The organism is Luteimonas sp. WGS1318 (genome assembly GCF_043187535.1).
In the GTDB taxonomy this organism is placed as follows: Bacteria; Pseudomonadota; Gammaproteobacteria; order Xanthomonadales; family Xanthomonadaceae; genus Luteimonas.
Map to the genome: position 1 here is coordinate 3,523,734 of NZ_CP171131.1, position 19,813 is coordinate 3,543,546.

Annotated in this window: 19 protein-coding genes and 1 tRNA gene; 12 read left to right on the plus strand and 8 right to left on the minus strand. The window is 70.6% G+C overall.

Features of this window, described 5'->3' with window-relative positions; genetic code table 11:
- Nucleotides 1-43: 43 nt before the first annotated feature.
- Nucleotides 44-1,210: a nucleotide sugar dehydrogenase gene (locus tag ACF3M1_RS16050; protein WP_394002328.1), complete on the plus strand. Its 1,167-nt coding sequence runs from the start codon at nt 44-46 to the stop codon at nt 1,208-1,210.
- A 144-nt stretch (nt 1,211-1,354) separates the two neighbouring features.
- Nucleotides 1,355-1,431: transfer RNA gene (locus ACF3M1_RS16055), tRNA-Arg, on the plus strand.
- A gap of 238 nt (nt 1,432-1,669) precedes the next feature.
- Here the strand turns inward: ACF3M1_RS16055 and ACF3M1_RS16060 are convergent.
- From ACF3M1_RS16060 to gpmI, 4 genes are all read right to left on the minus strand, one after another.
- Nucleotides 1,670-2,971: a S41 family peptidase gene (locus ACF3M1_RS16060; RefSeq protein ID WP_394005307.1), complete on the minus strand. Its 1,302-nt coding sequence runs from the start codon at nt 2,969-2,971 to the stop codon at nt 1,670-1,672.
- Nucleotides 2,972-3,393: 422 nt separating this feature from the next.
- The gene (locus ACF3M1_RS16065) at nt 3,394-3,825 is read right to left on the minus strand and encodes an endonuclease domain-containing protein (RefSeq protein ID WP_394002330.1); all 432 of its coding nucleotides are present in this window, start codon (nt 3,823-3,825) and stop codon (nt 3,394-3,396) included.
- 220 nt (nt 3,826-4,045) lie between these two features.
- A complete protein-coding gene (locus ACF3M1_RS16070; protein WP_394002332.1) occupies nt 4,046-5,302 on the minus strand; it encodes a murein hydrolase activator EnvC family protein in 1,257 nt (418 codons plus the stop codon).
- A gap of 17 nt (nt 5,303-5,319) precedes the next feature.
- Nucleotides 5,320-6,867: a 2,3-bisphosphoglycerate-independent phosphoglycerate mutase gene (gpmI, locus tag ACF3M1_RS16075; protein WP_394002334.1), complete on the minus strand. Its 1,548-nt coding sequence runs from the start codon at nt 6,865-6,867 to the stop codon at nt 5,320-5,322.
- A gap of 108 nt (nt 6,868-6,975) precedes the next feature.
- Here gpmI and ACF3M1_RS16080 point away from each other — a divergent pair, with 108 nt between their 5' ends.
- The 5 genes from ACF3M1_RS16080 (at nt 6,976) to ACF3M1_RS16100 (ending at nt 10,916) form a co-directional block, all read left to right on the plus strand.
- The gene (locus ACF3M1_RS16080; RefSeq protein ID WP_394002336.1) at nt 6,976-7,719 is read left to right on the plus strand and encodes a hypothetical protein; all 744 of its coding nucleotides are present in this window, start codon (nt 6,976-6,978) and stop codon (nt 7,717-7,719) included.
- A gap of 85 nt (nt 7,720-7,804) precedes the next feature.
- Nucleotides 7,805-9,508, plus strand: a complete 1,704-nt coding sequence (locus tag ACF3M1_RS16085) for a M28 family metallopeptidase (RefSeq protein ID WP_394002338.1) — start codon at nt 7,805-7,807, stop codon at nt 9,506-9,508.
- Between the two features lie 72 nt (nt 9,509-9,580).
- On the plus strand, nt 9,581-9,976 hold the full coding sequence (locus ACF3M1_RS16090) for an MAPEG family protein (protein WP_394002340.1): 396 nt from the start codon (nt 9,581-9,583) through the stop codon (nt 9,974-9,976).
- 2 nt (nt 9,977-9,978) lie between these two features.
- The gene (locus tag ACF3M1_RS16095) at nt 9,979-10,620 is read left to right on the plus strand and encodes an HAD family hydrolase (RefSeq protein ID WP_394002342.1); all 642 of its coding nucleotides are present in this window, start codon (nt 9,979-9,981) and stop codon (nt 10,618-10,620) included.
- Entirely contained in the window at nt 10,617-10,916 is a 300-nt protein-coding gene (locus tag ACF3M1_RS16100; RefSeq protein ID WP_394002344.1) for a DUF4326 domain-containing protein, read from the plus strand. The genes ACF3M1_RS16095 and ACF3M1_RS16100 overlap by 4 nt, the downstream gene beginning before the upstream one ends.
- Before the next feature lie 18 nt (nt 10,917-10,934).
- On the opposite strand, the gene tyrS is transcribed toward ACF3M1_RS16100, so the two are convergent.
- Entirely contained in the window at nt 10,935-12,143 is a 1,209-nt protein-coding gene (gene tyrS / locus ACF3M1_RS16105) for a tyrosine--tRNA ligase (protein WP_394002345.1), read from the minus strand.
- Nucleotides 12,144-12,339: 196 nt separating this feature from the next.
- Between tyrS and ACF3M1_RS16110 the strand changes: the two genes are divergently transcribed.
- Both ACF3M1_RS16110 and ACF3M1_RS16115 read left to right on the plus strand, forming a co-directional pair.
- The gene (locus tag ACF3M1_RS16110; RefSeq protein ID WP_394002347.1) at nt 12,340-13,806 is read left to right on the plus strand and encodes a peptidoglycan DD-metalloendopeptidase family protein; all 1,467 of its coding nucleotides are present in this window, start codon (nt 12,340-12,342) and stop codon (nt 13,804-13,806) included.
- Between the two features lie 58 nt (nt 13,807-13,864).
- Nucleotides 13,865-15,001 (plus strand): anhydro-N-acetylmuramic acid kinase, encoded by a 1,137-nt coding sequence (locus tag ACF3M1_RS16115; protein ID WP_394002349.1) that lies wholly within the window; start codon nt 13,865-13,867, stop codon nt 14,999-15,001.
- Between the two features lie 234 nt (nt 15,002-15,235).
- Here the strand turns inward: ACF3M1_RS16115 and ACF3M1_RS16120 are convergent, their stop codons facing one another.
- From ACF3M1_RS16120 to ACF3M1_RS16130, 3 genes are all read right to left on the minus strand, one after another.
- Nucleotides 15,236-15,490, minus strand: coding sequence for a hypothetical protein (locus ACF3M1_RS16120; RefSeq protein WP_394002351.1), 255 nt, complete (start codon nt 15,488-15,490; stop codon nt 15,236-15,238).
- A gap of 151 nt (nt 15,491-15,641) precedes the next feature.
- Nucleotides 15,642-17,042, minus strand: a complete 1,401-nt coding sequence (locus ACF3M1_RS16125; protein ID WP_394002353.1) for an AmpG family muropeptide MFS transporter — start codon at nt 17,040-17,042, stop codon at nt 15,642-15,644.
- The gene (locus tag ACF3M1_RS16130; RefSeq protein WP_394002355.1) at nt 17,039-17,857 is read right to left on the minus strand and encodes an exodeoxyribonuclease III; all 819 of its coding nucleotides are present in this window, start codon (nt 17,855-17,857) and stop codon (nt 17,039-17,041) included. The genes ACF3M1_RS16125 and ACF3M1_RS16130 overlap by 4 nt, the downstream gene beginning before the upstream one ends.
- Before the next feature lie 108 nt (nt 17,858-17,965).
- On the opposite strand from ACF3M1_RS16130, the gene ACF3M1_RS16135 reads away from it, so the two are divergent.
- The 3 genes from ACF3M1_RS16135 to ACF3M1_RS16145 are packed head-to-tail and all read left to right on the plus strand — an operon-like array spanning nt 17,966 to nt 19,802.
- The gene (locus tag ACF3M1_RS16135; protein WP_394002357.1) at nt 17,966-18,454 is read left to right on the plus strand and encodes a GNAT family N-acetyltransferase; all 489 of its coding nucleotides are present in this window, start codon (nt 17,966-17,968) and stop codon (nt 18,452-18,454) included.
- Nucleotides 18,451-19,110, plus strand: a complete 660-nt coding sequence (pyrE, locus tag ACF3M1_RS16140; protein ID WP_394002359.1) for an orotate phosphoribosyltransferase — start codon at nt 18,451-18,453, stop codon at nt 19,108-19,110. The genes ACF3M1_RS16135 and pyrE overlap by 4 nt, the downstream gene beginning before the upstream one ends.
- A 44-nt stretch (nt 19,111-19,154) precedes the next feature.
- On the plus strand, nt 19,155-19,802 hold the full coding sequence (locus tag ACF3M1_RS16145; protein WP_394002361.1) for a hypothetical protein: 648 nt from the start codon (nt 19,155-19,157) through the stop codon (nt 19,800-19,802).
- The last annotated feature ends 11 nt before the right edge of the window (nt 19,803-19,813 follow it).

Here is a 19,813-nt window from a genome sequence, read left to right on the forward strand (position 1 = left end):
GGCCCCAGCCTTGGCCTCGCCTTCATCGGACTCCAGTCGCCCCATGCGGATCGCCGTCATCGGCGCCGGCTACGTCGGCCTGTCCAACGCCTTGCTGCTCGCGACGCGGCATACCGTGACCGCCCTCGACATCGATGCAGCCCGCGTCGCGATGCTCAACCGGCGCGAATCCCCGCTCGACGATGCCGGCATCCGCGACCACCTGGCCCGTCCCGATCTCCGGTTCACGGCTACGCTGGACCCCTCGATCACCTACGCCGGTGCGGACTACGTCCTCGTCGCAACCCCCACCGATTACGACCCCACGACCCACGCATTCGACACCCGGTCGGTCGACGCGGTGATCGCCGAGGCGATGAGGCTCGCGCCCGACGCGGTCATCGTCATCCGGTCGACGGTGCCCGTGGGATTCACACGGTCGGCGTGCGAACGCTTCGGGACCGAGCGCATCCTGTTCGCGCCCGAGTTCCTGCGCGAGGGGCAGGCACTGCACGACAACCTGCATCCGAGCCGCATCGTCGTCGGTGGCCATGCCGGTCACGCCGCGGCGTTCGCACGGCTTCTCGCCGACGCTGCGCTGCGCGACGACGTGCCGGTGCTGTTGACCGACGCGGCCGAGGCCGAGGCGATCAAGCTGTTCGCCAACACGTATCTCGCCATGCGCGTGGCGTATTTCAACGAGCTCGACACCTACGCCTGTACCCACGGGCTCGACACGCGCCAGATCGTCGACGGCGTCGGCCTGGATCCGCGTATCGGCCGCCACTACAACAATCCGTCGTTCGGCTACGGCGGCTACTGCCTGCCCAAGGACACGCGCCAGCTGCTCGCCAACTACGCCGCCGTTCCGCAGAACCTAATCCGGGCCATCGTCGCGGCCAACACCACGCGCAAGGACTTCATCGCCGAGGACATCCTGCGCCGCCGGCCGGCCGTGGTCGGCATCTACCGGCTGGTGATGAAGGCCGGGTCGGACAACGTGCGGCTGTCCGCGGTGCAGGGCGTGATGAAGCGGATCAAGGCCAAGGGCGTCGAGGTGATCGTCCACGAGCCGGTCCTCGAAACCCCCGACTTCTACCGATCGCGCGTAGTGAACGACCTGGACGCGTTCAAGCGCGAGGCGTCGCTCATCGTCGCCAACCGGATGACCGAGGCGCTTCTCGACGTCGCCGACAAGGTCTACACCCGCGACCTGTCCGGCCGCGACTAGCGCGGGTCCGTCGCGCTCGCCGCGCGCCGATCGCGACGCGCGGGCACGCCGGTGGACGTCGGGCCGCCGACTACCCGCGCGCGGGAATTCCGTTACAATCCGCGACCGCCTGCCCACGTCCGCGTGGCGCACGGCCTGCACCACGCGCCTGTAGCTCAGCCGGATAGAGTAGTGGCTTCCGAAGCCATTGGTCGGGGGTTCGAATCCCTCCAGGCGCGCCATTTCCCGTTCCTACGATGCCCGGCCCGCGACCTTGGGGCGGCTCGACGCTGCGCGCGTGGCGTCACAGGCCGGATCAAGGATGCACGCCGTGCCCGGCCAGTTCGTCCCGGGCGTCAACCGTGACGTCGCGCCATCGGGCCGGGCGCGTCGTCATGCCGGCGATGCCGGTGCGCATCGATGCCGCGCAACTGTGCGACACGCCGACACACCGACACGATCGAACGGCTGCCGTGCGGCTCAGTCCGCCGCTGCGGCGGTCGCTGCGGGCGTCGTTCCCGGGGTCTTGAGTTCGGCCAGCGCCGCGGCGATCGGCGCGTCGCCCGGCAGGGCTTCGCCGCCGGTGCTGCCGTCTTCCTCGTCGCCGCGCAGATGGCCCGGCAACGCGGCTTCGGTGTAGGCCGAGGCCGCACGCGGCGCGTCGTCGCCCGCAGCGCCTTCAGCGCGCAACACCACGTCCGGATCGATGCCGCGCGCCTGGATCGAGCGCCCGTTGGGCGTGTAGTAGCGCGCGGTGGTGAGCTTGACCGAATCGCCGTTGTCGAGCGGCAGCACGGTCTGCACCGAGCCCTTGCCGAAGGTGCGGCTGCCGATGACACGGGCGCGGTCGTTGTCTCGCAGCGCACCGGCCAGCACTTCCGACGCGCTGGCCGAGCCGACGTCGACGATCAGCACCACCGGCGCGCCGTCGAGCACGTCGCCCGGCGTGGCGCTGAACTCGGCCTCGCTGATCGGAATGCGCCCGCGCGTGCTGACGATCTTGCCGGTGTCGAGCAGGTCGTCGGCGATCTGCACCGCGGCGGTCAGCAGACCACCGGGATTGCTGCGCAGGTCGATGACCAGCCCGCGCAGGCGACCGCCGCTACCGGCCTTCAGTTCGTCGACGACGCGGTTGAACTCGGCGGCGGTGTCCATCTGGAACTGGCTCAGGCGCACGTAGCCGTAGCCCGGCTCGAGCATGCGCCCACGCACGCTGACGACGCGGATCGTCTCGCGCTGGACGCGGATGTCCAGCGGGGCGCGTTCGCCGTCGCGCAGCACGCCGAGGGTGACCGCTGTGCCCGGCGCGCCGCGCAGCGGCCCCGGCCCTTCGTGATCGGACGGCGACAGCGAGCGGCCGTCGACGCTGACGATGACGTCGCCGGCGCGGATCCCGGCCGTCTCGGCCGGCGTGCCGTCGATCGGCGCGATGACGCGCATGCTGCCGTCGGGCAGGTACATCACCTCGACGCCGATGCCGTCATAGGCGCCCGCCGTGCCCTCGTCGAACGCCTCGGCGTCGGCCTTTTCGAGGTAGACGCTGTGCGGGTCGAGGTCGAGCAGCAGGCCGCGGATCGCCGAGCTCATCAGCTTGCGGTCTTCCACCGGCTCCACGTAGGCCTGGCGCACCGCGTTGAAGACACCGACGTAGCGACGGATCTCCTCCAGCGGGACCCGGCTGGACGCGTGCTCGATCGCGTCGGGATCGTCGCTGGCGGCGACTTCGCGCGCGGCCTGCGCCTCGTCCGGCGCGTCGACGTCGGCAGGCGCGTCCGGCGCCATCGGGGCGTCCGGAGTGGTGTCCTGCGGGGCAGGCGCCGTGTCGGTCGGCTGCGGCGCCGGATCCTGCGCGAAGGCCGCGGGCGACAGCAGCAGCGACAGGGCCAGCGTCAGGGAACGAACGCGCATGCAGGACTCCAGGGAATACGGGACCGCGCCGATCTGGCGCCGATTCGATTATGCGGTGCACCTTCGTGAATGCGTTAAGGCACCGGCGCGATGTTCAGTTCCGCCGACGTGGCGCTGGCGGGCGCCCGGGCCTGCGTCATTCCAGAGGTCGGCAGCGGGGCACGGCCATGGGTGCGCCGGGCAACGCCTGCGCCTGCAACGCCCTGGGCAAGGTATCGTGCGACCGCGCTGCCCTCCGTGCCCGGCTCGGACGCGACACGCCGACGTGGTTCGGCGCCACGCGCTCAGTGCATAGTTCAACGTGCGCGCGCGACCGCCTGCAACGGCGTCTGCGCCGTCAGCGTGCATGCGCCCGGCGGCCAGCGCGGTGACGTAGGCGCGGCATCGTGGCGCCGTGCGAGCACGGCCGCGTGGATTTTGTCGAGCACCTGGTCGGTGCGCACCAGCACGTCGTGACTCCAGACCCGCAGCACGCGAACGCCGCGGCGTTCGAGCCAGCGGATGCGAAAGGCGTCGCCCGGCCCAGGCGCCGGAGCGGCCTCCACATCGACGACCAGGGCAGCCTCGAGCGCGAAAAAATCCGCGTCGAACAGACCCATCCGCTGGGCGCGCCGGAACTCCACATCGGCCAGGCGCCGGTCGCGCAGATGGAACCACAGCAGGCATTGGGCGTCGCTGGACTGCCGCCGCAGCAGCCGCGCGAACCGGTGGGGCGTCGACGTGCACATCCGTGTGCTCCCGCGATCTCGACCGCCAGCCTGGCGCCGGTCGCACGCGCTGGCGAGCGGGAAATCCCGAATCCGGCGTCATGTAATGCAGCGGCGGCATGCCGGTGCTTCGCGCGGTCGGCCCACGTGCAGCGCATCTCCCGAGCATCCGGATCACGCGTCGATGCAGCGCGTCACGACCTCGGCCGCGCGTCGCGCCGAGCCCCGCACATGCGTCGGCTCAGCGCCGCTGCAGCCACGTGGACGGATTGACCGGCTTGCCGCCCTGGCGCAGTTCGAAATACAGCCCGGAGCGGCCCTGACCGCCGGAGTTGCCGACACTGGCCAGTGTCTCGCCGCGCGTGACCCGGTCGCCGGCATTCTTCAGCAGCGCGTCGTTGTGGGCGTACAGGCTCATGTAGCCGTTGCCGTGATCGACGATCAGCAGCATGCCGTAGCCGGTCATCCACTCGGCGAAGACCACGGTGCCGTCGCCGACCGCCTTGACCGGCGTGCCGGCCGGCGCGCCGATCAGCACCCCGGTGCTGTTGCGGCCATCGGGCAGGCGGCCGCCGTAGGCGGTCAGCAGGCTGCCGCTGACCGGCCAGCCGAGACCGCCGACCTGCGGCGCGGGCGCCGTGGCGACCTGCGGCCGTGGGCGCGGTGCCGGGCGCGGTGTGGCCGGCGTTCCGCTGTCGCGGGCCTCGCGCGCTTCACGGGCCTGGCGCGCACGTTCCGCCGCCGCGGCCGCACGCCGTTCGGCCTCGGCTCGCCGCGCCGCCTCGCGCAACTGCGCCAGCACCCGCTCGAGCGACCGGGCATCACTGCCGAGCGCCTGTTCGCGCGCGCTGCGGTCGTTGAAGCGGGATTCGAGGCCTTTCATCGCCTCGGCGCGCTGGCGGCGGTCGGCCTCGACCTGGGCCAGCCGCGCACGCTGCTCGGTCTGCGCGGCTTCCAGCGCGGCGCGGCGGTCCTGGATCTGCGCCTCGATGCCGTCGAGTTCGGCCATCTCGGCCTGCAGCGTCGCGATCCGCTCGCTGCGCTGCTGCTGCAGGTACCGGTGATAGACCAGCAGGCGCCCGGCATCGGCCACGCGGTCCTGGGCGAGCATCAGCTTGAGCGCGGCATCGTCGCCGATCGTGTAGGCGGCGCGCAGCAACGAGGCGAGTTCGGTGCGGCGCGTGGCGACCGTCGCATCGAGTTCCTGGCGCCGGGTCTGCAGCCGCGCCAGCTGGGCCTGTTCCTCGTCGAGCCTGCGCCGCGTGTCGGCCAGCGCCTTCGACGAACTGGCGACCTGCTCGTCGACCTGACGCAGCTCGCGCGCCGCGGCGCCGCGCTGACCCTCGAGCCGACGCCGCTCGGCCGCGACGTCGCGCAGTTCCTTGCGCACGCGTTCGAGCCGGCGTTCGGTCTCGCGACTGCTCTGCGCGGCGGCGTCCAACACCGGCGACGCCGCCAGCAGCAGCGCGGTCACCAGCAGCGCGGCCCGGCCCGCCATCGCCCCGCGCGACATCGTCAGCCGTCGATCTGCAGCAGCGAGCGACCGGTCATCTCGGCCGGCGCCTCGACGCCGAGCAGATCGAGGATCGTAGGCGCCAGGTCACGCAGTGCGCCGCCGCGACGCAGGCCGCCGGTGCGGCTGCCGACGTAGACCAGGTCCACCGGCCCAACGGTGTGCGCGGTGTGCGGCTCGCCGGTTTCCGGATCACGCATCATCTCGACGTTGCCGTGGTCGGCAGTGACCAGCAGCTCGCCGCCCTTGGCGCGCACGATCTCGACGATCTCGCCGACCGCGCGGTCGACGGTCTCCACGGCCTTGATTGCCGCCTCAAGCACGCCGGTGTGGCCGACCATGTCCGGATTGGCGAAGTTGCACAGAATCACGTCGAAGCGTTCGTCGCGCACCGCCTGCACCAGCTTCGCGCAGACCTCGGGCGCGCTCATTTCCGGCTGCAGGTCGTAGGTCGCAACCTTCGGGCTCGGCACCAGAATGCGGTCCTCGCCGGGGTAGGGATCCTCGCGGCCGCCGCTGAGGAAGAACGTCACGTGCGCGTACTTCTCGGTTTCGGCGATGCGCAGCTGGGTCAGGCCGTGCGCACCGAGCACCTCGCCCAGCGTGTTGGGCAGGTGGTCCGGCGCGAAGGCCAGCGGTGCGGGCAGGTGGGCGTCGTATTCGGTGAGGCAGACGAAGCGCGACAGCTGCGGACGGCGCGTGTCGAAGCCGTCGAAGGTCGGACTGACGAACGCGGCCGTGAGCTGGCGGGCGCGGTCGGCGCGGAAATTCATGAACACCACGGCGTCGCCGTCGGCCATCGGTACGGCGCCGTCGATGACCGTCGGCGCGACGAATTCGTCGTTCTCGTCGCGCGCGTAAGCCGCGCGCAGTGCGGCGAGCGCATCGGTCGCGGTCTCACCGCGGGCCTCGACCATCGCGTCCCAGGCCTTGCGCACGCGTTCCCAACGCGAATCGCGGTCCATCGCGAAGTAGCGGCCACCCACGCTGGCGACATGCGCGTTGCCGAGCGCCGCGCAGCGGTCCTGCAGCGCGCGCAGGCTGGCCTCGGCCGAGCGCGGCGGCGTGTCGCGGCCGTCGGTGAACGCATGCACGGCCACGCGCGGCACGCCGCGCCGCTTGGCCAGGTCGAGCATCGCGAACACGTGCGTTTCATGGCTGTGCACACCGCCGGGCGACAGCAGGCCGAACACGTGCAGCGTGCCGCCGCTGGCGAGCGCCGCGTCGCAGGCCGCATTGAGTTCGGCATTGGCGAAGAAGCTGCCGTCCTCGATCGCCGCGTCCACCCGGGTGAGATCCTGGTAGACGATGCGGCCGGCGCCGATGTTCATGTGGCCGACCTCCGAATTGCCCATCTGCCCGTCCGGCAGGCCGACGTGGCGGCCTTCGGTGTGGATCAGCGTGGTCGGGTGCTCGGCCAGCAGACGCCGCCAGACCGGCAGCTGTGCCAGGGCGATCGCGTTGTCGCGCGGGTCGTCGCGGTGGCCCCAGCCGTCGAGAATCAGCAGGACGACGGGGCGGGGACGGGGAGAACTTGCGGCGTGCGGCACGACGTTCGGCCCAGTGACGAAAGACAGATGCGATTGTAGCGACACGGCGGCAAGCTACGGTGCACACGGGCCCTGCGGGCCCACCCGCCATTCAACGAGGTCATGGCCATGATTCGAGCCCACGCACGCTTCCGTTCCGCGCCCCTGCTGCTCGCGGTCGGGCTCGCCCTGGCGACGGGCGGCGCCCTGGCGCAGGAGGACATCTCCAAGGTCAATGGCGGCGTCAGCGCCGAAGCCGGCCAGGCCTATCGCGACCTGAGCACCGTCAACGGCGGCATCCGCATCGGTGACGGCGCCACGCTGCGCAATGCCGAAACCGTCAACGGCGGCATCCGCAGTGGTGACGGCCTCCAGGCCGAGGACATGGAGACCGTCAATGGCGGCATCACCCTGGGCGCGCGCGCGCAGGTCGAAACCCTGACCACGGTCAACGGCGGCATCCGCCTCGGCACCGACGCGCGCGTGGGCCGGCACATCGAAAGCGTCAGCGGCGGCGTCTTCGTCGATCGCGGCGGCCGTGTCGGCGGCAACGTCGGCACCGTCAACGGCGCGATCGGCCTCGTCGGCACCGAAGTCGCCGGCGACGTGAAAACGGTCAATGGCGACGTCACCATCGGCGCGGGCTCGCGGGTGCGCGGCGGCCTGACGATCGACAAGCCCTCGTCGAACTGGTTCCCGGTGACGATCAACCGGCGCAATCCGCGCGTGGTCATCGGCCCGGATGCGGTGGTCGACGGCCCGCTGGAATTCAAGCGCGAGGTCACGCTGTACGTGCATACCAGCGCGCGCACCGGTGCGATCACCGGCGCCACGCCGATCTCATACGACACCCCGCGCGCGCCGCAGGAATGACCGGCAGGGGCGCGCCGCCCCCCGGACGCGCCCGCGCCTGAACGCACGTATAGTGCGGCCTCCATGGTTTTCTGGAGGTTCCCGGATGCGTCATACCCCTCTTCTGCTGGCGTTGCCGCTCGCACTGGCGCTCGCCGCCTGCGGCCGTGACGACGCGACGCCGGATGCCGCGGCGCTGCCCGATGCCGAGGCCGCGCACGCGTTCTCGGCCGACATCACCGCCGACGATTTCGACGAGCTGGTGAAGACGCTGGCCTCCGACGAATTCGCCGGCCGCGCGCCGGGCACCGACGGCGAAGAGAAGACCGTCGAGTACATCCGGGCCCAGTTCGAGCGCATCGGCCTGCAGCCGGGCGGCGACAACGACAGCTGGTACCAGACCGTGCCGATGATCGAGACCACGGCCGACCCGTCGACCGTGCTCAAGCTGACCACCGGCGCCGGCGCGCGCGATCTCGCGTTCGGCGACGACATGGTGATCGGCACCCGTACCGGCCAGACCGACGTCAACGTCGCCGACAGCGAGCTGGTGTTCGTGGGCTACGGCGTCGATGCGCCGGAGCAGAACTGGAACGACTACGCCGGCCTCGACGTCACCGGCAAGACCGTCGTCATCCTGGTCAATGATCCGGGCTTCCACGCCCAGGACGCGACGCTGTTCGGCGGCGAGCGCATGACCTACTACGGCCGCTGGACCTACAAGTTCGAGGAAGCCGCGCGCAAGGGCGCGGCCGCGGCGCTGATCGTGCACGACACGCCGGGCGCCTCCTACGGCTGGGACGTGGTCCGCAACTCCTGGTCGGGTGCGCAGTTCGACCTGCGCGCCGAGGACGATCCGGAACCGCGCCTGCCCGCGCAGGGCTGGATCAGCGGCGAGGTCGCCACCCAGCTGTTCGCCGATGCGGGCCTGGATCTCAACGCGCAGATCAAGGCCGCCAACACCCGCGGCTTCAAGCCGGTGCCGCTCAACGCAACGGTGTCGTTCGACCTCAAGAGCACGATCGCCGAGAAGAGTTCGCGCAACGTGGTCGGCATCCTGCCGGGCACCGAGACGCCGGACGAGGCGGTGCTCTATCTCGCGCACTGGGATCACCTGGGCACGCACGAGGGTGACGACGGCGACCAGATCTACAACGGCGCGATCGACAACGCGACCGGCGTGGCCGGCATCATCGAGATCGCCGAGAAGTTCGCCACGACCGAGCCGAAGCCGAAGCGCTCGCTGGTGTTCCTGGCGGTCACGCTGGAGGAGTCGGGCCTGCTGGGCAGCAAGTACTACGTCGCCCAGCCGAGCATCGATCTCGCGCGCACGGTCGGCGTGATCAACCTCGACGCGATGAGCGTCGCCGGCCCGTCGCGCGATTTCGTGGTCACCGGCCTCGGCAACTCGGAGATGGAAGACATCCTCAAGACCTTCGCCGACGAGCAGAACCGCACGCTGGTGGAAGAGAGCAATCCGGCCGGCGGCTTCTACTTCCGCTCCGACCACTTCAACTTCGTCAAGGCGGGCGTGCCGTCGCTGTACGCCAAGGGCGGCAACGATCTGGTCGACGGCGGCGCCGCGGCCGGCCAGGCGGCGATCGACGACTACGCCAAGCGCTACCACCAGCCCAGCGACGAGTACAACCCGGACTGGAACCTCGACGGCGTGGTGCAGGACCTCGAGGCGCTCTACGGCGTGGGCCGCGTGCTGGTCGACGACACCGCGCGCTGGCCGAACTGGTACGACGGCAATGCGTTCAAGGCCACGCGCGACGCGCAGCGGGCCGAGGCTGGCGGCGCGCCGTAAGGCGCTCCGCACTGCGATTCCCCTCGAAGGGCGGCGGAAACGCCGCCCTTCGTTCGTTCGAGGACCTCCCCCATGACCCTGTCACTCGCCTACGTCTGTGTATTGATCACCGCGCTGCTGCCCTATCTGTGGGTCGGCATCGCCAAGGCCTCGGCCCCGCGCTACGACAACCGCGATCCCCGCGGCTGGATCGCGCGCCAGGACAGTCCGCGCCTGCAGCGCGCCTACCACGCGCACTCGAACGCGCTGGAAGCCTTCCCGCCGTTCGCCGCGGGCGTGGTGCTGGCGCAGCTGGCGGGTGTCGCGCCGTCGACGATCGCCGCGCTGGCGATCGCATTTGTGGTGCTGCGTATCGTGCACGGGGCGGCCTACATCGCCGATCGTGCGCCGCTGCGCAGCCTCGCGTGGTTCGGCGCACTGGGCTGCGTGGTCACGCTGTTCGTCCGCGCGGCACTGGCGGTCGGCTGAGCATGGACGGGGCGCCGCACCGCACGCAGGACGCGCGCGATCTGGCGCTGTTCGATTTCGACGGCACGATCACCACGCGCGAGACGTTTCCTGATTTCATCCGGCACGCGATCCCGCCACGGCGACGCGCGCTCGGCACCGCGCTGTTTGCGCCACTGGTCATCGGCTACAAACTCAAGCTGGTGCCGGTACACGCGTTGCGCGCGGCGCTGGTGCGCTATGCATTCAAGAACGTTCCGCTCGCGGAGGTCGAGGCCGCCGGCGCATCGCTCGCCGCCGATCTGCTCCCCACACTGGTGCGGCCGGAGATACAGGCGCGGATCGACTGGCACCGGGCACGCGGCGACACGGTGGTCGTGGTCTCGGGCGGCTTCGACGTCTATCTGGCGCCGTGGTGCCGGGCGCAGGGCCTCGACTGGATCTGTTCGTCGCTGGCGGCGCGCGAGGGCGTGCTCACCGGCCACTACGCCGGTGCGCAATGCGTGGCCGACGAGAAGGCGCGACGCGTGCGCGAGCGCTACGACCTGGCCGGTTATCGCGCGGTCCACGCCTACGGCGACACGCACGAGGATCACGCGCTGCTGGCGCTGGCCGACCACGCCACCTGGCGCGGCGCACCCTGGCACCGGCCGGCGGCCGCATGAGCACGCCGGTGCGCCTGCAGCTGTCGCGTCGCCGCGGATTCGAACTGCAGGCCCATTCGCGCAGCATCAATGGACTGGCGGCCACCGTCGTGGCGCGCCCCGGACGCTGGGGCAACCCGTTCCGGATCGGCGTCGACGGCGACCGGGCCACCTGCGTCGCCCGTTTCGCCGCGCAGCTCGACGCACAGCCGGATGGCCTGGATCTCACGCCGTTGCGCGGCCGCAACCTCGCCTGCTGGTGCAGCCTCGACGGGCCCTGCCACGCCGACGTGCTGCTGGCGCGCGCGAACGCCTGACGGCGCGCGCCGTCCGGATCAGCCCGCGACCAGCCGCACCCGCGCGAAGTTGCGCTTGCCGACCTGCAGCACGCCTTCGAAGCCCGGCTTGAATTCCAGACCGGCGTCCTCGATCACCGCGCCGTCGACCTTGACCGCGCGTTCTTTCAGCTTGCGCCCGGCTTCCGAATTGCTCGGCGTGATCCCGGCCGCCGTCAGCAGCGCGCCGATGCGCAGGCCCTCGGCCGGCACCGTCACGTCCTGCAGCGGCAGCAGCGACACGTCGCCTTCGCCGGAGATCGCGACCTGCCAGCCGCGGATCGCGAGCTCGGCCGCGTCGGCATCGTGGAAACGTGTCGCGAGTTCGCGCGCGAGGCGCAGCTTCACGTCGCGCGGGTTCAGCGTGCCGGCCTCGACGTCGGCCTTGAGCGCCTTCGCCTCGTCGATGCCGATCTCGAAGCTCAGCAGTTCGATCCAGTCCCACATCAGCGCATCGCCGATCTTCATGGTCTTGTTGACCATGTCGATCGCCGGCTCGGTCACGCCGATGTAGTTGCCGAGCGACTTGCCCATCTTGTTGACGCCGTCGAGCCCGACCAGCAGCGGCATCGTCAGCACGATCTGCGGCGCCTGGCCGTGGCTTTCCTGCAGGCCGCGGCCCATCAGCAGGTTGAACTTCTGGTCGGTGCCGCCGCATTCGACGTCGGCCTTGAGCGCCACGGAGTCGTAGCCCTGCACCAGCGGGTAGAGGAACTCGTGGATCGCGATCGGCTGCTGGCCGGCGTAGCGCTTGGCGAAATCGTCGCGCTCGAGCATCCGCGCCACGGTGTGCGAGGACGCCAGGCGGATCATGTCGGCCGCGCCCATCGTGCCGAACCACTCGGAGTTGAAGCGGACTTCGGTCTTCGCCTCGTCCAGCACCTTGAACACCTGCGCCTTGTAGGTCTCGGCGTTGGCCAGCACGTCCTCGCGCGACAGCGACTTGCGGGTCGCGCTCTTGCCGGACGGGTCGCCGATCATCCCGGTGAAATCGCCGATCAGGAAGATCACCTGGTGACCGAGATCCTGGAACTGGCGCAGCTTGTTCAGCAGCACGGTATGGCCCAGATGCAGATCCGGCGCGGTGGGGTCGAAGCCGGCCTTGATCCGCAGCGGGCGGCCCAGCTTCAGGCGCGCTTCGAGGTCGTCGCGCTTGAGGATCTCGTCGGTACCGCGGGCGATCAGGTCGATGGCGGGGGGCTGGGACATCGGGTGCAATCTCGTTCGTGAAGCATTTGTGACGGCGCGCGTATTCACGATGTGAACGGGCGACCGGGGTTCGTTAAAGGGTCGTTATGCGACACCGTGAAGCAAAAATCCCAATCCGCTCAGGCATTTGACGCATGGACCTCACATCTCTATGTTACCCCGCTGACACGTCTTTCACGCCATCCGGGATCCCACGATGACGACATCTGTCCCGCCACCGCAGGGCGACGCGCACCACCAGCGGGTGCTCCACGAGAACCTGCAGGCTGCGGCACGGAACGTGGCACGCGAAGGCGCACAACGCGGCGTCGAGCTCTATCCCGGCCGTTGGACGCGGCGCGACTGGGCCCATGTGAGCCTGTTCGCGACCGTCGGCGCTCTGGTGGTCGCCCTGGTGCCGGGCCTGTCCCACGCGATGCGCGACGGCCACGACGATGCCCACGCCCAGGTCACCATGGCCCTGGCGCTGCCGCCGCTGACCGCCGCACAGCGCAGCGCACAGGTGCACGACAACTGGCAGCTGGTGACCGTCGAGCGCGGGCAGACGCTCGGCTCGATCTTCTCCGACCTCGGCCTGCCGGCCTCGACGATGCACCGCATCCTCGAGCTGCCCGACGCGAAGGCCAAGCTGACGCGCATGCGTCCGGGCACCGAGCTGGGCTTCGAGCTCGCCGCCAACGGCAGCCTCAACAAGCTGCGCTACGACCGCAGCGACACCGAGCGCGTCGAGCTCACCGTGGCCGGCGATGCGGTGCAGGAACAGGTCATCGAACGCCCGGTCGAGATCCGCAACGTGGTCATCAGCGGCAACGTCGGCCGCTCGCTGTTCCACTCGGCGCGCAAGCTGGGCCTGTCGGGCGCGAACATCAACACGCTGACCGACGAAGTCTTCAAGTACGACATCGACTTCAACACCGACGTCACCCAGAACGACCGCTTCAGCGTCGTCGTCGAGCAGGTCTGGCGCGAAGGCGAACTGATCCGCAGCGGCCCGGTGCAGGCGGCGGTGTTCACCGCCAAGGGCAAGCCCTTCAGCGCGTTCCGCTTCGAGCAGGACGGCAAGGCCGAGTACTACAACGCCGAAGGCCGCCCGCTGAAGAAGAGCTTCATCCGCATGCCGATCCAGTACGCGCGGCTGAGCTCGCGCTTCGGCAACCGCCGCCATCCGGTGCTGGGCACCTCGCGCATGCACAAGGGCGTCGACTACGCCGCGCCGACCGGCACGCCGATCATGGCCGCCGGCGATGCGCGCGTGCAGTTCCGCGGCGTGCAGGGCGGCTACGGCAACACCGTGGTGCTCGACCACGGCCGCGGCCACACCACGCTGTACGCGCACATGTCGCGCTTCGGCAACATCCGCCAGGGCCAGCGCGTGGCCCAGGGCACGGTGATCGGCTACGTCGGCACCACCGGCCTGTCGACCGGCCCGCACCTGCACTACGAATTCCGCGTCAACGGCGTGCACCGCAATCCGCTGCAGCACACAATGCCCGAGCCCGACCCGCTGACCGGCCCGGCGCTGGCGCAGTTCCGCCAGCAGACCGGCCCGGCACTGGCGCGCATCCGCCAGGTCGAGGACATCATCTACGCCCAGGTGCCGGCCGCGCCGGACCCGGACCGCCAGGTGGCGTCGGCGCCACGCAGCGGCAGCGGCCGCGGTTGATCCCCACGCCCGGCCCAGTGCCGGGCGTTCCACATCCGACCTCACGAACGACCGCGCCATGTCCGCGCACGCCCTGTATCTCGGCCTGATCTCGGGCACCAGCGTCGACGGCATCGACGCGGCGATCGTGCGTTTCGACGACGACGACGGCGCCTGCCGCGCGACGCTGCGCTTCGGCTGCACCTATCCCTGGGACGCGGCGCTACGCGCGCGGCTGGTCGCGCTCGGCCAGCAGGCGGCCGCGCTGACGCTCGACGATTTGGGCGAACTCGACACCCGCATCGCCGACGGCTTCGCAGACGCCGCCCGGCGCGCACTGGCCGATGCCGGCCTGGCCGCGTCCGAGATCTCCGCGATCGGCTCGCACGGGCAGACCCTGCGGCATCGGCCGCAGGGCCGCGCCGGCGACGGCGTCGACGGATTCACGCTGCAACTCGGCGACCCCTCCCGGATCGCCGAGCGCACCGGCATCACCACCGTGGCCGACTTCCGCCGGCGCGACGTGGCCGCGGGCGGGCACGGCGCGCCGCTGCTGCCCGGCCTGCATGCTGCGCTGCTGCACGCGCCCGGCGAGGACCGCGCGGTACTCAACCTCGGCGGCATCGGCAACCTGACCCTGCTGCCGGGCGACGGCGGTGCGGTGCGCGGCTTCGACACCGGCCCGGCCAACGGGCTGATGGACGCCTGGTGCCTGCGCCACACCGGCGCCGCCTTCGACCGCGACGGCGCGCTGGCGGCGCAGGGACGCCCCGACGCCGCCCTGCTGGAGCGCCTGCGCGCCGAGCCCTGGTTCAGCCTGCCGCCGCCGAAATCCAGTGGCCGCGACCAGTTCCATCTCGATTGGGTGGAGGCGGCGCTGCGCGGTGGCGAGACGCCGGCGGACGTCCAGGCGACCCTGCTCGCATTGAGCGTGACCACGATCGCCGACGCCCTGCGTGCGAGCCAGCCTGCGACCGCGCGGCTGATCGCCTGCGGCGGCGGCGTGCACAACGGCGCGCTGATGCGCGCGCTGGCCGACGCGCTGCCGGGCGTCGTCGTCGAGTCGAGTGCCGCGCACGGCCTCGACCCCGACTACGTCGAGGCGATGGGCTTCGCGTGGCTCGCGCGGCGTACGTTGCTGGGCCTGCCGGGCAATCTGCCCACGGTCACCGGAGCGGCGGGCCCGCGTGTGCTCGGCGGGATCTATCCCGCATGACCCCCTTGCAGGAGCGTGCTTGCGCGCGAGCCGGCATCCCCCACAAACGCCCGATCGCGCGCAAGCCCGCTCCTACAGACGGCGTCGTCAGGGACTGGAACGGCGGCCAATCAGCGCGAAGATATCGTCGGACACCTTCTACAGGGCCCAAGGAGATCAAGCGCGCGTGACCCCCATGTAGGAGCGCGCTCGCGCGCGAGCCGGCATTTCCGACAAACGCCGAGCGCGCGCCTGTCAGGACGCGGTGGAACCGCGGCCGATCAGCGCGAAGGTGTCGTCGGGCACCTGTTCCAGTGCCGAGATCGCCGCGGCGAGCACGGTGTCCTCGTCGGCGTCGAAGCTCGAGCGCTCGTCGCCCACGTTGGCGCGCAGCCCCTGTTCGAGCAGGAAACGCAGCGTGCGTGCCTGCCCCCAGCCCTGGGCCGCGGCGAAGGCGGTGATGCGTTCGACGAGGGCGTCGTCGATATCTTTGACGATGAGGTCGGTCATTCGGTGACTCCGGTACAGAGCGCTGGCGGCGTCGAAACGCGCCCGGGGGATCGCACAAGAAGAACACAGATCCGAGCGCTGGAACCGCGCGCTGGATCACGGAAAGCGCGCTTCGCGCACGCCGGTCGCATGCGAGCCGGCATGGAAGGCGCTACACCGCCGCGCGGTCGACCCGTGCCGCAGGCGGCACAGGCGGCCTTCGCCACAGCACGATGCACAACACGATGGCCGGGATGCCGATCAGCGCCGTGCCGGTGAAGAACAGCGCATAGCCTTCCAGCAGCGTGCGCCCCACCGACAGCTGTTCCACCCACACCCCGGAAAAGCCCTTGAGCACCTTGCCGGCCAGTGCGTAGAACGAGCTCAGCAGGGCGTACTGGGTGGCGGTGTAGCCGAGGCTGGTCAGGCTGGACATGTAGCCGATCAGGGCCACGCCGGCGTAGCCGCTGCAGAAGTTGTCGATCACCATCGCCGCGGTGAACACGCCGGTATCCGAGCCGTGCAGCGCCAGATACGCGAACGCCAGGTTCGAGCCGGGCCCGAGCACCGCGCCGGCCAGCAGGGTCGGCATGAAGCCGAAGCGCACCGCGGACAACCCGGCGGCAGCAATGCCGACGATCGTCGCGACCAGGCCGACCGAGCCGCGGACCGCGCCGACGGTTTCCTTCGCCAGACCGAGATCGGCATAGAAGGGATTCGCCATCGGCCCCATCACGAAATCCGGCATGCGGTACAGGCAGATCGCCAGCAGCATCACGAAGGCGAAGCGGCCGTGCTGGGCGAAGAACGCGATGAACGGCCCGACGATCGCATCGAACAACCCGCGCGCGGTCCACAGGGTGGGCGACTGGTTCGTCGCGGCCGCACTGGCGACCGGCTCGCGCGCGATCATCACCGCGACCACGCCGACGCCCATCAACGCCGCCATCCACAGGTAGGACACCGACCAGCCGACACGCGCGGCCATGATCAGGATCAGCGCGTCGGTGACGAGCAATGCGCCGCGATAGCCGAGGGTGGAGCTCGACGTGAGCAGGCCCTGCTGCTCGTTGCTCGACGCGCTCTCGATACGCCAGGCGTCGATGACGATGTCCTGCGTGGCCGAGGCGAAGGCGACGGCCAGCGCCAGCGCGCCGAACACCAGCAGGCGGTCGATGCCGATGCCGGCGATGCGCAGCACGTCCTCGCGCGGCTGGATCATCACCATGCCCACCAGCGCCACCGCCACCACGAGCTGGGCCAGCAGCATCCAGCCGCGACGCCGCCCGAGCCAGCGCCCGAACACCGGCGCATCCGCCTTGTCGACCAGCGGCGCCCACAGGAACTTCAGCGAATACGCGAGACCCACCCACGACAGGAACCCGATCATCGACAGCTCGATGCCGTTCTCGCGCATCCAGTAGCCGAGCGTGTTGCCTACGAGATAGATCGGGATGCCGGAGCTGAAACCGAGCAGCACCATCGCCAGCACCTTGCGCTGGCGCAGGTTGGCCAGCACGGTGCGCCAGCCCGGACGCGCGGGGGCCGGCTCGGAGGGTGTGGCGGTGCTCACGCGCGGTAGTCCACGACCAAGGGCGCGTGATCGGAGAAGCGCGGCTCGGGATGCACGGCGACCGCCTGCACCCGGTCGCGCAGCGACGGGGTGATGAACTGGTAGTCGATCCGCCACCCGACATTGTTGGCGCGCGCGCCGCCGCGGTTGCTCCACCAGGTGTATTCGGGCGCGTCGGGCCGCAGCACGCGCAGCGCGTCGAGCCAGCCGTTCGCGGGCGGCTCGATGAGGCCGTCACCGCTGGCGTCGCCGATCATGCCGTTGAGCCAGGCGCGTTCTGGCGGCGTGCAGCCGGAGTTCTTCTGGTTGCTGGTCCAGTTCTTGATGTCGTGGCGCGCACGCACGATGTTCCAGTCGCCGCACAGCACGTAGTCGCGGCCGCTGGCCAGCCAGTCGTCGAGGATCGGCTTGAGCCAGTCCATGACCTCGAACTTGAAGCCCTGGCGCAGATCGCCCGATGAGCCGGACGGAATGTAGAACGACACCACGCTGAGATTGCCGAAGCGCGCCTCGATGTAGCGGCCTTCGTCGTCGAACGGCGCCCAGCCGAGCGCGGTGCGGATCTCGTCGGGTTCGCGCTTGGCGTAGATCGCCACGCCGCTGTAGCCCTTCTTGGTCGACGCGTCGCGGAACCAGGCCTTGTAGCCGGCCGGCAGGAAGTCCGGGTGCAGACCGGACTCGCCGATCAGCTGGTGCTCCTGCGCCTTGGTCTCCTGCATGCACAGCACGTCGGCGTCCTGGGCGACGAACCAGTCGAAGAAGCCTTTTTTCGCGGCGGAACGGACGCCGTTGGCGTTGAAGCTGACGATTCTCATGCAGACCCGGATCGACGTGTACCGGCGACAAGCCTAACGGATTCGCGCTGACCGCCCGGCCTCTGCGGCGCGTATCCTGCGCCGATGTCGACGGGTCCACTGCCGTGCGTGGAACTGGCGTCGACCGCCCAGGCCGGGGCCGCGCGCCGTGTGGCGCTCACGGCGACGCAGGCGCTCTACGCCGGCGATATCGCCTTCAACGTCGACAACGCCATGAACGCGCCGGACAGCGACGCGATGGTGGTGGTGCTGGGCCGGACGGTCATCGGCTTCTATCGCCTCGATTACCCGAGCCCCGCGTGCGCGCAGCAGGCCGTCGACCGGTACACGGTGACGCTGCGGACGTTCGCACTGGACCTCGCCTGGCAGGGCCGCGGTCTCGGCGCGCAGACGCTCCACGCCTGTTTCGCGGATCTGGCGCGGCGACGCCCCGACCGCCGGCTGCTGATGTTGAACGTGCATGTGGCCAATACCGTCGCCGCCCATGTGTACCGGCGGACCGGCTTCGTCGACAGCGGCGAACTTCTGCCCGGCGGCCCCGCGGGACCGCAACGCCTGCTGCTGCGCGCGCTCGGCGTGGGACAATGCCCGTCATGACCGACCATCGCACCCGTTTCCTGCAGCTCGCGCTCGACGCCGATGCCCTGCGCTTCGGCGAATTCACGCTGAAGTCCGGCCGCGTCAGCCCGTATTTCTTCAATGCCGGCCGCTTCGATTCGGGCGCCGCGATCGCCACGCTGGCCGGCTGTTATGCCGATGCGCTCGACGCCGCCGGGCTGGACTTCGACCTGCTGTTCGGCCCGGCCTACAAGGGCATCCCGCTGGCGACCGCGCTGGCCTGCGAATACGCCCGCCGCGGCCGCGACCTGCCGGTGGCGTTCAACCGCAAGGAAGCCAAGGCGCACGGCGAGGGCGGCATGCTGATCGGCGCGCCGCTCGCCGGACGCCGGGTGCTGATCGTCGACGACGTGATCACCGCCGGCACCGCGATCCGCGAGGCACTGGGCCTGATCGCCGAGGCCGGCGGCACCGTGGCCGGCATCGTCATCGCGCTCGACCGCCAGGAGCGCGTCGCCGACGACGACGCGCGTTCGGCCGCCGAGCGCGTGGCGCAGGACCAGGGCGTACCGGTGATCGCGATCGCCGGCCTGTCCGACCTGCTTGCGTTTGCCGGCGAAAACGCGACACTGGCGACGGAACGCGACCGCCTGCTGGCCTACCGGGCGCGGCACGGACGCCACAGCTCGAGCTGACCGACGGGGTCGGCACACCTCGGCCGCTCAGGGGGACGGACGACATGAATCACCTCATCCGACTGGCCGGCGGCGCGCTGCTGGCCATCGCGGCCACCGGCGCCGCGGCGCAGAAGCCCGCCGCCGCCGATCGCAAGGTCTATTGCTGGGACGAAGGCAGCCGCCGCGTCTGCGGCGATGCCCTGCCCGCGTCCGCGGTGGATGCCGCGCGCACCGAGATCAGTGCGCGCAGCGGCCTGCGCATGGCCGAAGTGGGCCGCGCGCCCACGGCCGAGGAGCGCAGCGCCGCCGAGGCGGCCCAGCGGCAGGCCCGCCTGGACGCCGATGCCGACGCGGCGTCGCGCCGCCGCGAGCTGGCGATGGTCGAGTCCTACGCGACCGAAGCCGACCTGCGCCGCGCCTACGGTGAGCGCATCGTGCTGGTCGAGGAAGCGATCAAGACTTCGCAGATGGGCGTGACCAATCTGCGCACCAGTCTGCTGTCGCAGCTGCGCCAGGCCGGCGAGCTGGAACTGCAGGCGCAGCCGGTCAACAAGGCCCTGCGCGACCGCATCCGCAGCCAGCGCGCGGACCTGCAGCGCCAGCTGGCGATCCTCGACCAGCAGCTCGGCGACCAGGCCGCGCTCGACGGGGACCTGCAGGCGGCACTGGGCCGCTACCGCGAACTCAAGCAGACCGCCGCGCGCGACTGAGCGCGCGCCGC